The following is a 13,684-nucleotide window of genomic DNA, read 5'->3' as shown; positions in this document are numbered from 1 at the left end:
AAGTCGGCAGTCCCTGTACCTGCGATGTCAGCACGATGAACAAGGCGTGACGTTTCATCCGGGAGACCTCGATGGACGGCTCGGACGCATATGGATTGCCGATTGACAAATTCTTTCGCGTACTGATCGGTTTGAGCGCGACCGAGCTTGTCATGCAGACGGGGTTGCCCGCGTCATTTCGAATCAAGGGTGATCTCTCGCCACTCGACATGCCCCCAATGGATGGGGACACGATGCGCGCTTTGCTGGTCGCTGATGGACAAGCAGGCTGATGTAATCTTCGCGAGTCATGTCATCGTCGATGTTGCGCTTGTCGTCGAATAGAGGGGTGTCGTTTGGGTGTTTTGTTCGAGGATGCGGATCGAAGGCGGTGACATCCGCTTGGATGTAGCGAAGGGCAATCGCCTGAACTGACGGGATTATTCCTGTTTTGCGGTCCAAAACAGAAAATTGTGTCGTTCAAACGCCGATGCTTGCCACCCGGTCCACGGATTCGGTTAGAATCGGTGTGTTCAAGGCAATTCGCTCGCCATCGTCACGTTTCTGTCGGGAGTCTGTCATGAGTGGTTCGGAAAATGGATCGGCACCCAAGGGCGCGGCCGGGATTCGGTTGGGTACGAAGAAAGAAGACCTGCCCGTCAACAAGTACTTTCGAGCCCTGATCGATCTGAACGGTTCCGACTTGCACATGCAGGTGGGCAAGCCGGCCATTCTGCGTGTTAAGGGTTCATTGTCGCCGCTGGATATGCCGCCGATCGATGAAGAGACGATGCGGGAACTTTGCTGGCCGCTGATGGACGAGCGAAACCAAGAGATTTTTAAGAACACCGGGGGGGCCGACTTTGCGCACGTTGTGGAACATAAAGGCGAGCCCTGGCGGTTTCGTGTGAACTTGTTCATTCAAATGAGCAAGATGGGCATGGTGACTCGTAAGGTCGAGCGCAGCATTCCGAACTTCGAGGGGCTCTTCCTGCCGCCGATTTTGGAAAGTCTGTGCGTGTTCGACCAGGGGATGGTGCTGCTGGCCGGGGTGACCGGTTCGGGAAAGTCAACGACCATCGCGTCGATGCTCGACTGGGTGAATCGGAATTACAAGAAGCATATTCTAACGATCGAGGACCCTGTCGAATTCGTGTACAAGGCCGACAAATGTTTGATCAATCAGCGAGAGCTAGGGCAGGATGTGTCCGACTTCCATACCGCCATGAAACATGCGGTGCGTGAAGACCCCGATATCATGCTGGTGGGGGAAATGCGCGATCGTGAAACGTTTGAAACCGCCATGCATGCCGCGGAAACGGGGCACTTGGTATTTGGAACGATTCACGCGTCGAGTGCTCCGTCGACGATCGGACGTATCCTCGACTTGTTCCCACAGTCGATGCACCGCGCGCTGCGTTCGTCGATGGGCTTTAACATGAAGGCAATCGTGGCTCAGAAGCTGCTACCGACGATCGTGGACAAGCCCAAACGAGTTCCGATTACCGAGATCATGATCTTTAACGGAACGATTCGTAAGCTGATCCTGGAAGAAATGGACGAAAAACTGCCCGCGGCGATTCGGATCGGGAAGGCGGAAGGGATGCAGCAGTTCAATGACAGTCTGTATCACTTCGTTACGAAGGAATTTGTGAGTCGCGCGGATGCCTTCGAAATCAGTCCGAACGTCGAAGAACTGAAGATGATGCTGAAGGGCATCAACGTGAAATCGTCGGGGATTTTGTAACCGGCATTGATGTTGTGCAGCGGCCGATGCTCGGGCCGCTGCAACGTGAACCCGCAAGTAACACAATGGTCCCGTCACCTCAAGTTGAAAGTGACGGGACCATTTGTTTTTCGCCGCCGACATCATCATCGCGGTGGCGCTGACGAAGTCTGACTTCCAATTGTGGTCACTATTTCGCGGGTGAGATTTCGAACGCGACCGGCTTCATGACCAGTGTTTTGGCGACTTCCGCATCCAGCGAAAGCAGCTTTGCGAGGCGTTCTTGAATGATGGCTTGCTTCTTGTTTTCCAGGTCCGCGCGAGGGATCGCTTCATAGACCCATTCGGGAACATTGGATGATAGGACGATGCCACGGAAGATCGACTTGTGGTGATAGCCGTTCTTGGCTTCAACAGCCGCCTGAACGGCATTCACCTGCTCCGCGATGGGGCCAGAAGCGAGAACCGCCGAGGCCAAGTTCACACCCGCTGCGAGTTGTTCCGCGGAAAATACGGCCGTCTTCGCACCGCCGATTCGAACTTCGTAGTTTCCACCCGCCAGCCCCGTCACGCGCAGTTGATATTGATTCATTTCTTCAAGCAGCGGAGCCCAAGTTAGAATGCTCGTTGCGTCGGCAGGAAAGAATGGCAGTGCGTCGTCCAAACGCGAGAATACAATTCCATCACTTCCACCTTTGAGTTCGTCAATCTTGCAGTTGGAAGCTGCGTCGACCTTCAAGGTTTTTGCGTCAATGACTGCCGACGAAACTTGTGCAGGGAAGCTGAGTCCCTTCAGGATTGATGCGGCCATGAGTGCCTGACCTGGAGGGCCAGGGTGAACGGCATCGCCGCCGGTAATGCGCTGGTACGTCGTTGTTCCCGCCCGTGCGGCATCCAGAACTTTGATGTAAGGGTGAAACTGATCGACGAAGAGTCCGCCATTTCGTTCGGCGGTGGTCTTCACTCCTTCAGAGAATTTTTCGAGAGTCTGGTTGTAGAGCTCGGCCATGGCGGTCGAACCCTGATTGGCGTTATCCAGGGGCTGTGGTGTGACCCAGGCCGTGCGGATGTTATGAGATTTCGCTTGATCGGCCATCCCTTGCAGGCCAGTCATATAGGGGTCGAAGGTGCCTGGCTCGAACGCGCGGTAGCCGCCGTCATTCATACCAAAATCGACGGTCATGGCGGTTGGCTTGTGGATCAGTACATCCCGTGCGAAGCGTTGATTGCCACCCGGCGAACGGTCGCCACCGATTCCGACGTTGCGAAACGTCAGCTTCCACTTGGGGAAGCGAGTCACCGTCCAGAGTTCGACGTAGTTCGAATAGAGGTGCTGCTCGGTAATGCTGTCGCCAATCATGACGACGACATCACCGTCACGGAAAAAGAAATCTGCCGCATCGACTCGAGTCATTCCGGCCAACAGGATCAACACACTGAACCATCGCAGACTTCGTGACATTCTGAACCTTCTTCTGTTTGGTGACGGATCTCCAATCTTGCTTCCGCGGGCGATTGTGTGTCGAAGCCTGTTGGCAAACAAGTCAGCGACGATCCCTGCGATGTCCTGCAGAGGGCCGGCCGTTGCGGTCACGCTTGAGCGAATCCTCCAATATTCGTATCAGTGGTGCTGGCTCGGCGCGTCGGGGATGCGCGGGGCGGAGCAGCGCATCATCCAATGACTGAGGAGCACCATGACTTCACGACGTGATTTTCTTGAGAAACTGACGATCGGTTCGACGGCTGCCATGGGAGCCGCGCTTGCAGGCTGCGCCGGGCCTGGTGTGTCGACAGAGTCTGGGGCAAAGCCGCTTCGCGCGGCATTTTCCAATGCCGGACTGCAGAGTACCTGGTGCGAACTGGGGAAACGCACGGCGGAACTGTGGGGAAAGCTGCTGAATGTCGAGATCGAATGGTTTGATGGAGAAATGGACCCGGCGCGGCAACGCGACAAGATCGATTCGTTGACCAATCGCGACTGGGACTTCTGCTGTTTTCAGGCGGTGCAGATTGACTCGTTGGCGGAACCCTGCTTGCGACTGAAAGAGCGTGGTATTCCCGTCATTTCGATGGATACCCTGTTGGTGAGCATGGATAAAATGCGTTCGACAGGTGTCTGGTGCGAAGTGACGCCCGATCATGTTGAGATGGCAGAGAAGAGTGTTGGCTATCTGATGGAGAAAATTGGCGGGCAGGGAAAGGTGATTCACATTGGCGGGTTGGATGGTCACAGCGGCGCGCAGGGGCGACGCCAAGGGTTCGAGAATGTCTTGAAGCGTTTTCCGAATGTAGAGGTGCTGGGCGGCGGAGTCCGCTGGTGCGACTGGAAGCCCGAGAAAGCGCGTAATACCTTCGAGGCATTGCTACAGCAAGAGACGACGCCCATTGCGGGAGCCTTCTTTCATAGTGACGACATGGCACTAGGATCGATTCCGGCCCTGAAGGGAACCGTTCACGAGAAGATGGTTGTTGTCGCCGTTGACGGTCAAAAAGACGGATTGAACGCCATCAAGAACGGCGTGCTTGCCGCGTCGGCCGTGAATCCCGTCTGTCGGATTCATCAGACGGCGTTGATCGTCGGGCAGTTCATCGTGCGAAACAAAGAGCCGATTGAATCCGTACCGAGCGAAATCATTACGCCGGGGCCATTGGTCACCGCGGACAACCCTCGCGCCCTTGAGGCCATGTACTACCTGGCTGACCCGGCTCACTGCCTTGTTTGAAGGCCAATCCGCCGTTTCTGATAAATGACCGCCACATGGTGCCGTGAAATTGCAATACGCATTTCCAGTAGTGGCGGCGCGCTCGTGCCGGAAAATTCCGCAGGCGACAACGTCTACGAATCCGATCTGGTCCGCAATTTGCAATTTCGTCATTGTCAAATCGCGGGCCTTGATCATTGGCGGAATGTCTATTTTTGATTGGATGGTAACGGCAGAATTCTCTTCGTCGGCTGAAAAGTCAACGGGATGCTCGTATTTGCTAATGTTCGCTCAGATTTCCCATCTTGACTATGGACACTGCTTCTATTCAGTTTTAGTATTTGCCATCGTTCCACAAAGTTTAGCTTGATTTTCGTGTCATTTCGCGAGGAAAGACGTCGTGGTCGGACGTCTTGGGCCAGCGATCGCGGTTGGACACGGAACGACAGCTTTTTTCAGGGTTTGGGTTCAGGCTACTTAAGTTGAAGGGGGAGATTTATGGTCAAACAGTGGGCGATTTTGGTCGCCACAGTCGCCTTGCTGGGGTCGACGGCACAAGCAGGTCATCGCCATCGCTGCTGCCAACCGTATCCAGCCGCGTGTGCTCCGGCACCGTGTTGTGCAAGCGTTTCGGCTTGCGGGACTGGTGGTTGTGGTACAGGTGGTTGCGGTGCCGGTGCAACTGCTGGAACAGCCGCCGCCTGTGCTCCTCAAATGGTGGAACAGACGGTTCTCGAACCTGTCATGACCACGGAAACCCGAAAGGTTGCCACGACGGAATACCGTCAAGAGCAACGCGAGCGCAAGTACACCGTTCAACGGCAGGTTCCTCGCACGGAAACGAAGACCCGCACGGTGAACTACACCGAGAATCAAGCTCAAAGCCGTGAAGAGAAGTACGTCGAGAGCCGCCAAGTGACCGAGCTGGTCGATCAGGCGTACACAGTTCAGGTTCCTTATACGGAAACTCGTAAAGGTACGCGTCAAGTTCTGAAGAACGTCACGAAGGACGTTGTTCAGAACTACGAAGTTCAGGTTCCTTATACCGAGACCCGCAAGGGAACTCGCACGGTCCTGAACAACGTGACCGAGAACGTCGAACAGGCGTACACGGTTCAAGTGCCTTACAGCGAAACCCGCAAGGGAACTCGTACGGTCTACAACACCGTAACCGAGAACGTCGAACAGGCGTACACGGTTCAAGTTCCTTATACGGAAACGCGTAAGGGAACCCGTACGGTTTACAACACCGTAACGGACAATGTTGAACAGGCCTACACGGTTCAGGTTCCTTACACCGAAGTGCGCAAGGCCACTCGCGCTGTGGCACGTCCGGTTAACCGAACCGTCGATCAGACGTACACGGTGAATGTTCCTTACACCGAAGCCCGTCAAGGTACGCGAACGGTCTATGAGACCGTCCAGGTTCAACAGACCCGTACCGTTTGCCAGGATCAGGGACACTGGGAAACCCGATGTGTTCCAGTGACCAACGGCTGCCAGTCGGTTGCCGTGACCGCCAACTGCTGCTCGCCATGCGGTACCGCTGCCGCTTGTGGTGGATGTGCTCCTGCTTGTGCTCCTTGCCAGACAACCGTCTCGCAACAGGTTTGGGTCCCGAATGTCGTTCAGACTCAGGTTCCTTACACCGTCTGTCAACAAGTGTGCAAGCAAGTTCCTTACACCTACAACGTCACGCTGTGCCGACAGGAACAGCGAACGCGACAGGTTCAGGTTTGCGACTACGTGACCGAACAGGTCCCGTACGAGTACACCGTCCAGCTTTGCCGCACCGAACAGCGTACGCGGACGGTTCCCGTCTGTCGCCAAGTGGCTACGCAACAAGAGTATGAGTACCCAGTTCAACTCTGCCGCACGGAACAACGCACCCGGACCATCCAGGTCTGCAAGCAAGTTCCAGCTCAGCAAGAGTTCGAATACCAGGTTCAGCTCTGCCGCACGGAACCACGCACCCGGACCATTCAGGTCTGCAAGCAAGTTCCCGTTCAGCAAGAGTTCGAATACCAGGTTCAACTCTGCCGCACGGAACCACGCACTCGGACCATCCAGGTCTGCGAGCAAGTTCCAGAAACGCAAGAGTATGACTACCAGGTTCAACTTTGCCGCACCGAAAACCGCACTCGTCAGGTCCCTGTCTGCAAGACAGTGAATGAAGAGAAGACCCGTACAGTCAACTTCACGGTCTGTGTTCCGAAGACTCGTGAAGAACAGTACCAAGTCACGGTGTGCGATGTTGTGAATGAAGAAAAGACCGAGACTTTCACCGTTTGCGTGCCTGTCACCGTCGAAAAAGACGTGACCGTTCAGGTCTGCAAAATGGTCGAGAAGAAGGTCCTGGTTCCAGCAGCTCCTAGCTGCAACGCTTGCTGCCAGTAAGTTCGCCGACGAATCACTGATGCAGTGGTTCACGGCGTGAATTGTGGTTTCAAATCACCGATGCCCCGCAGTTTAGGCTGCGGGGCATTTGCATTTTGAGTGGTGAAACTTTGCTCGCGCGTTTCATTCAGCCTGAGGGCGTCGACGGCTGTGCGGTACGGCAAATCCAGATGGATCGCTGATGATTGGCGTTCTCTCGTCGTCGGATCAATTACGCTCTCATCCTTCAAAGGCTTGCTTGAGGTGCTATCCTTACGCTTTTCTTTTGCTGGAGGAAGGCGTTGTACATGGAACCGAGTTTGCTGGATTATCTGCAACGGATTCTGACCGCTCGAGTTTACGACGTGGCGATTGAATCGCCGCTGGAAGCGGCCAAGAAGCTGTCGGCTCGGTTGGGGAATCAGGTCTGGCTGAAACGGGAAGATACTCAGCCTGTTTTCAGTTTCAAGCTGCGTGGCGCCTACAACAAGATGGCGCGTTTGACGCCGGACGAACTGGCACGCGGCGTGGTCTGTGCATCGGCCGGAAATCACGCACAGGGCGTGGCCCTTAGTGCACGACGACTCGGCTGCCGCGCCGTGATCGTGATGCCCATCACGACACCGAAGCTCAAGTCGGATGCCGTGAAAGATCTGGGCGGGCAGGTGGTACTTCACGGAGACAGCTACTCGGATGCCTATTCCCATGCGCTGGAACTGCAGTCGCGCGAGGGATACGTATTCGTCCATCCGTTCGATGATCCAGACGTGATCGCGGGCCAGGGGACGATTGGAATGGAAATCCTGCGTCAGCATCAGCACCCGATTCATGCGGTCTTCGTGGCGATCGGAGGGGGCGGTCTGATTTCTGGTGTCGCAGCGTACATCAAAGCGGTTCGGCCCGAGATCAAAGTCATCGGGGTGCAAATGGCAGACTCGGATGCCATGCTGCAATCCGTTACCGCCGGAAATCGTGTGCGGCTCGCGGATGTGGGACTGTTTTCTGATGGTACGGCCGTAAAGTTCGTCGGTGAAGAAACGTTTCGGATGACGCGGGCACTTGTCGATGACTTTGTCATGGTCGATACGGACGCCGTCTGCGCCGCGATCAAAGATGCGTTCGAAGACACACGCAGTATTCTCGAGCCGGCTGGTGCGATGGGAATCGCGGGAATGAAAGCCTACATCGCGAAGCATGGACTTGCTGGTCAGAGTCTTGTTGCGATCACCTGCGGCGCGAATATGAATTTCGATCGGCTGCGGTTCATCGCCGAGCGGGCCGAGGTTGGGGAAGAACGCGAGGCACTTTTCGCGGTGACGATTCCTGAGGAACGGGGAAGCTTCAAACGCCTGTGCGAAACCATCGGGCAGCGTAGCGTGACCGAGTTCAGCTATCGTATTTCCGACGCAAAGGATGCACATGTCCTTGTCGGCCTGGCAATGCGTCATCGAGGTGAAGCGGTCGCCATAGGTGACACGTTCGCGCAGCAAGGTTTTGCCGCCGTGGACCTGGTTGATGATGAACTCGCCAAGGAACACGTGCGTTATATGGTTGGTGGTCGAACGGCACTGGCACGCGATGAACGGTTGTATCGATTTGAGTTCCCGGAGCGCCCTGGAGCCTTGATGCAATTTCTGGCGCGGATGCATCCGAACTGGAATATCAGCCTGTTTCACTACCGGAATCAAGGTGCTGACTACGGGCGCATCCTGGTCGGAACGCAAGTGCCGGATGGGGAAAAGGCAGACTTTCAGGAGTTTGTCGATTCGCTGGGGTATCCCTATGTTGACGAGACTGAAAATCCCGTCTATCGCCTGTTCCTACGGTAACACCGTCTTCGTGTCGGGTGTCAGAATGCATCGGTCGCCGACGTGGAATGGGCAGACATTTTTGCAATGGCCAATCAGGTATGGCTATCATTCCTGATTCAGACACCGTTGCGTCATCCTCGGAAGAACATGCAGCATGAGCCTACCGCCGAAATCAGAGAAGTCCGTATCCGGCGACGATGATTCTACCTATCGGTTGTCGTCGGCCTCTCCGCTTGCACCCGACGGAATCCAGCCACCACCACCTGTTCATGGGCCTTCGCCCAAGCGTATAGGCCGATCCCGGCCGGTCCGTGGCGGCGGCACAATGGGGTTCAACTTTCTGGTCTTTGTCACCAGCGTCTGCGTGATGATGCTGGAGCTGACGGCTTCACGTCTCATTGCGAAGCACGTCGGTTCGTCGCTCTACACCTGGACGTCCGTCATCGGTGTCGTTTTGGCCGGGATCACGGTCGGGAACTGGCTGGGTGGGTGGCTGGCCGATCGATACGATCGTCGCCGGGCACTCGCGTGGATGTATCTTGTTGGTAGTCTGTCGTGCGCCAGCGTCTTATGGCTGGATCAACTCGTCGGAACGATGCCTCGGCCAGATGCGTTAAGCTGGCCCCAGTGGATCGTGACGCTGGTGGGGACGATTTTTTTTCTTCCTGCTCTGGCCATGGGGACGGTATCGCCGCTCGTGGCTAGTATGGCATTGGAAAACAATTCGAGGACCGGCTCAACGGTGGGCAATGTCTATGCCTGGGGAGCGCTCGGTTCGATTGCGGGGACATTTCTAACAGGTTTCTATCTGGTTGATATCTGGGGAACTCGGGCGATCGTGGGAATGACCGCGGGAATTTTAGGTGTGCTGGCGGTCTTCGTGGCGTCGCATCGACTGATCTTCCGTACCGCTGTCATCGTGGGGTGGATGCAACTTCTGGGATGGACGATTCTGGCGGCGACAGTCACCGGAGATGCGCTCGCGTCTGTGGGAATTTCGATCGGCGAATTGGCGGCGGCAACTCAGTCAGGTTCCGCCGCGGCAACTGTGCGTAGTCGTTCGTTTCATTTTTGCCATTCGCTGGGCGAGAAATTGCACGAACTGGGCCTATTGCTTCATCTTCGCGACGACTCACTCAATCAGTATCAGGACGAAAGTCATTATTCGGATATCGCGGTGCAGAACTCAGTCGTGGACGGACGCCAATTGAAAGCGTTGCGGCTGGACAAGCTGATCCACAGCTATTACGACCCGAGCAACCCGACGTTTCTGCATTATGAATATGAACGAGTGTATGCAGGGGTCACCAAAGTGGTGGCGAAGTCGACTCCTGTTGACCCGATCACGATTTCATTGCAAGGTTTGTCAGTGCTGAAAGTCACAGCCGATGATTTGCCAGACGGGGTGACCCTGACGGAATCAGGTCAATCACTCTCGATCGAACACCCGACTACAGAACTGTTGACACAACTGCTGTCGCTTTCACCGGTGTCGGAGTACTGGGCGGCGGTTGATCAGCTCTATCGCGCCACCAGTCGAGATGATTTCGGAGGCTTTTCGGCCGTCGATCTCGCTGCGCTTCCCGACGGCGTGTCGATTCCTGCAGAACTTTCGAAGGTCGTGCGCCACGATGAAACTATCGCTGTGCTGATTGCCTATCGTCGGTTGACCGTCGGCGATCGAGATCAGCTCATCGAAACGTCCCCGTCCGCGGGCTGGTATCGCGACATCGTTGGAGCCCGTCAGCGATTGGGAACATCGACCGCCTGTTTCTACGGTGGGGGCGGGTTCATCTTTCCGCGATGGTTCTTACAGCAGTTTCCTGCCAGTCCGAGAATTGATGTCGCTGAGCTTGATCCCGCTGTGTACCAGGCGGTCAAATCCGAGTTGGGATACACCGACGAAATCGCTGAGCGGATTTCGACGTCATTGAATGATGCCCGCAACTTCGTCGATGACCGTCTTCGCGGCAATGCGGAAATGTTACGGCAGAATCGGCCTGCGGTGACGTACGACTTCATTTATGCCGATGCCTTCAATGATTTCAGCATTCCCTTTCATCTGACGACGCGAGAGTTCTTGCAGAAGACCTGCGACTTGTTGAGCGAGCGGGGGGTTTTTCAAGCCAACATCATTGATATGTATCCCAGAACAGAGATTCCTGGAGGATTTATTGGACGTGCCGAGGTGGAATTCGGCGGCAGGCTGCCTCAGGGATTGGTGTCCGCGGAGGTCCGGCGTGAAAAAAACGTGGATGCCAATCGGCGCTACGCGCCCTTGCAGGTGATGGAACTTCTTACGAACCGATATCGACTCAGTGTGAATCGACCGATCGCTTCGTGGGAAGAGCAGGGATTGGTCGACGTGACCTGGCCAAGTGTCGCGCCGGCTGCCGCGTATGACGTGACCAAAGGGGTGGCACCTGAGATCGATGTGAAGGTCGAACGTGAGGCCTGGAATGAGGCGATCGCATCACTGGCTCGTGCTTCTCGCAAGAAGCAATCTTACGCTGGCGTGATCCCACCGTCGCTCGAACTCACGGAAGGAACTTTGTTGAAGTGGAAAGCCGCAAAGGCCCCTTACCAGTTCGTCGAAGCGTATCGACAAGGGGAATCCACGTACCTATTGGGTTTTCGCGGACGGCTTTCCTCCGTGATGGCGAAAGAGTTAATCAACCTGGATCCGACGAATCAGCCCTGGGTCGACGCCGTCACGGCGGCCGCGAAACGTTCACAGTTGAAGCGGGCAGGTGCGTTTCTGGGACGATACGTCGCTACGGCAGCGCGCGTGTTTCCGAACATCTACCTGTTCAGCACATCGCATGGAGAGCCAGGTGCGGGGCGAGACACCTTTGTGATGGTCTGCTCTCGTCGTCCTTACGATCTGGCGGCGATCCGCGAAACTGGCGAATGGGACGGAGTTCCGTTTGCCTCGCTGGAAACCTTGCCGGACACGAAGGAACCTCAACTGAGGGGGCAGATGTCTTCAATTCTCGAGCTTGCGGACGGACAGATTCTTACGGACGATTTTGCGCCCGTGGATAACCTGCTTGCGCCGGTCTTCGAGACACAAGAGTAACGTCGACCAACATGCATCTCGTTACCCGATGTCTTGCCAGATCTCTGGGTATGGTGCCGAGACTGACAATGGTTCCTTGGTCGTGGGGTGTGCAAAATCCAAGGCGGCGGCGTGGAGTGCGATAAAACCGTTGGTGCGGACGGTCGAGCCATACTTGCGATCGCCTGCGATCGGCCAACCCTGCGCAGAGAGTTGAACGCGAATCTGATGACTGCGACCAGTCAACGGTCGAATCTCGAGCAATGTGAAGTGGCCCCAGCGTTCCAGTCGTTCGAACGCCAGTTCACAGTCCTGGCCCTGTTCATCATCGGCATCAAGGACCGAAACCACGTTCCGTTCGCGATCTTTGAGAAGCCGATCACGCAAGATTCCCGTTCGGGCGTTGACGGCGCCTTCAACGAGTGCCAGATAGGTTTTCTGAACGTGATGGACGCGGAATTGTTCTGACAGCCGACTGGCTCCTTTGCTCGTCCGCGCGTACAGCACAACGCCAGAAACGGGGCGGTCGAGTCGATGTACGACACCGACGAAAACATTGCCGGGCTTTTGATATTTCTCGCGCAAGTAGTCTCGAGCCAAATCGACGAGCGAACGTTCGCCGGTGTGATCACCCATCGTGAGCAATCCCGGCGGTTTGTCAAACGCCAGGCAGTGATTGTCTTCGTAGATGATAGGGGGAAATTTAAACACAGAATCAGTCCATCACACGGGGGCCGCGCCGATCGTCCGGGTCGCGGCGTGTTTCGAGGGATTCTACGAATTGTACGTCATTGAGGTAGTGTCGCATGCCGTGGAATTGGAGCGGGATTCTCGAAAAGAGAACTGAAAAAGCCTGACCACGGTGTACTGAATCGCAGAAGTGAGAATTCGCGAAATCCAGCGTGGGGCGTCAGGTTGGCAGAGATAGAATAAAGGATGACCTCTTGAGATTGAATGTACTGGATTATTGAATGGGAAGGATGGTCCCTTGGCTGGTCTTCTGTTTGGTACGGCCGTCGGGCGGGCATTCAGGCTGCGTTGTCCTCGATGCGGCGTGGGCGTACTGTTCAAAAACCTGATTATCATGCACGAGCGCTGCCCGAACTGTTCGCTGAAGTACGAACGTGCGCCGGGATACTTTCTCGGTTCGACGTACATCAACTACGGCATCATGGCGATCTCGGTGACGTCGATCTATATGCTGCTGCACTACGGCGCCTCGATCTCGAACGAGACGCTCACGATTCCGTTGATGATTTACTGCACCGTCGTTCCGATCTTGCTCTTTCGCTATGCACGCGCCTGGTGGCTCGCGATGGATTGCTACAACGATCCAACCGGATTCGGGCTTTTGCCCACGAATACAGACACGGACCCACCCGGCGGTCCGTCACATTGAAAATGAATCGAAAAATAAGCTCAATACGAACGGAAGCTGGCGGAATCGGACCGACGTCACTCACGGTGACGAGGGGACGGTGGCAACGAGGTCGTTGACCAACTTGGCAAGTTGTTCGTGCGTGAGTTGCAGCGGAACTGCGACGCGTTGACCGCTGGTGGTGTCGTAGCGGAAACGGCGAAGCGAAAATCGACCGGCGCCAAGGGACGACAGCATGACTTCGTAGTACTTCGTGGTTCCCCCGGCCGATTTGTCCGGCGGTGTGGAACGAATCAGAATCTGATTCCCTTGGGCGTCGATTTCAAGGGGCCCCAAATTTTCGAGGAGATAGGTCACCCGACGGCACAGGTCATTCGCCCACTTTTTCAAAGTGTCCAGCGTGGCGGCACCGAGAGACGCAATCTCAAGACGCAGTTCCTCGCAGGAAACGCCCAGGGATTCGACCGCAATGACATCAATGGCAAGGCTCGTTCCGCTGGTATCCGAAACGGCGACCGTCTTGGGCGGAACGAATGCCTGTCCCGACAAGGGAGTTAAGGCGGCGGACAGATCTAGGCTTAACGACATAAAGCATCCCTCAGGCGAACGCGATGGCTACGCGTATTTTCGTTAACCGGTTCGATCCGGATTGAG

General features: G+C 55.7%; 10 protein-coding genes. 7 read left to right on the top strand and 3 right to left on the bottom strand.

What is annotated here, in order from left to right:
• Nucleotides 1-71: 71 nt before the first annotated feature.
• Together OSO_RS0108130 and OSO_RS0108120 are read left to right on the top strand one after the other, a co-directional pair.
• Entirely contained in the window at nt 72-272 is a 201-nt protein-coding gene (locus tag OSO_RS0108130; protein ID WP_010582927.1) for a twitching motility protein, read from the top strand.
• A gap of 287 nt (nt 273-559) precedes the next feature.
• A complete protein-coding gene (locus OSO_RS0108120) occupies nt 560-1,726 on the top strand; it encodes a type IV pilus twitching motility protein PilT (protein ID WP_010582926.1) in 1,167 nt (388 codons plus the stop codon).
• Nucleotides 1,727-1,895: 169 nt separating this feature from the next.
• On the opposite strand, the gene OSO_RS0108115 is transcribed toward OSO_RS0108120, so the two are convergent.
• Nucleotides 1,896-3,167 (bottom strand): SGNH/GDSL hydrolase family protein, encoded by a 1,272-nt coding sequence (locus OSO_RS0108115; RefSeq protein WP_083842808.1) that lies wholly within the window; start codon nt 3,165-3,167, stop codon nt 1,896-1,898.
• Nucleotides 3,168-3,399: 232 nt separating this feature from the next.
• Here OSO_RS0108115 and OSO_RS42660 point away from each other — a divergent pair, with 232 nt between their 5' ends.
• From OSO_RS42660 to OSO_RS0108085, 4 genes are all read left to right on the top strand, one after another.
• Nucleotides 3,400-4,428, top strand: a complete 1,029-nt coding sequence (locus tag OSO_RS42660) for a sugar ABC transporter substrate-binding protein (protein WP_010582924.1) — start codon at nt 3,400-3,402, stop codon at nt 4,426-4,428.
• 477 nt (nt 4,429-4,905) lie between these two features.
• Nucleotides 4,906-6,804 (top strand): hypothetical protein, encoded by a 1,899-nt coding sequence (locus OSO_RS42655; protein ID WP_010582923.1) that lies wholly within the window; start codon nt 4,906-4,908, stop codon nt 6,802-6,804.
• A gap of 287 nt (nt 6,805-7,091) precedes the next feature.
• Nucleotides 7,092-8,612 carry a threonine ammonia-lyase, biosynthetic gene (gene ilvA / locus OSO_RS0108090; protein ID WP_010582921.1) on the top strand — a complete coding sequence of 507 codons (1,521 nt, stop codon included), beginning with the start codon at nt 7,092-7,094 and terminating at the stop codon, nt 8,610-8,612.
• 136 nt (nt 8,613-8,748) lie between these two features.
• Complete coding sequence (locus OSO_RS0108085) at nt 8,749-11,673, top strand: fused MFS/spermidine synthase (protein ID WP_157605092.1); 2,925 nt, start codon at nt 8,749-8,751, stop codon at nt 11,671-11,673.
• Nucleotides 11,674-11,694: 21 nt separating this feature from the next.
• On the opposite strand, the gene OSO_RS0108080 is transcribed toward OSO_RS0108085, so the two are convergent.
• Nucleotides 11,695-12,363: an RluA family pseudouridine synthase gene (locus tag OSO_RS0108080; RefSeq protein ID WP_010582919.1), complete on the bottom strand. Its 669-nt coding sequence runs from the start codon at nt 12,361-12,363 to the stop codon at nt 11,695-11,697.
• A 277-nt stretch (nt 12,364-12,640) separates the two neighbouring features.
• Here OSO_RS0108080 and OSO_RS0108075 point away from each other — a divergent pair, with 277 nt between their 5' ends.
• A complete protein-coding gene (locus OSO_RS0108075) occupies nt 12,641-13,051 on the top strand; it encodes a DUF983 domain-containing protein (RefSeq protein WP_157605091.1) in 411 nt (136 codons plus the stop codon).
• A 60-nt stretch (nt 13,052-13,111) separates the two neighbouring features.
• Here OSO_RS0108075 and OSO_RS0108070 read toward each other — a convergent pair whose 3' ends face one another.
• Nucleotides 13,112-13,618, bottom strand: a complete 507-nt coding sequence (locus OSO_RS0108070) for a hypothetical protein (protein ID WP_010582917.1) — start codon at nt 13,616-13,618, stop codon at nt 13,112-13,114.
• Nucleotides 13,619-13,684: the final 66 nt, after the last annotated feature.

The sequence above is a fragment of the Schlesneria paludicola DSM 18645 genome (genome assembly GCF_000255655.1).
GTDB lineage: Bacteria > Planctomycetota > Planctomycetia > Planctomycetales > Planctomycetaceae > Schlesneria > Schlesneria paludicola.
This window is presented reverse-complemented; position numbering and strand designations above follow the sequence as displayed.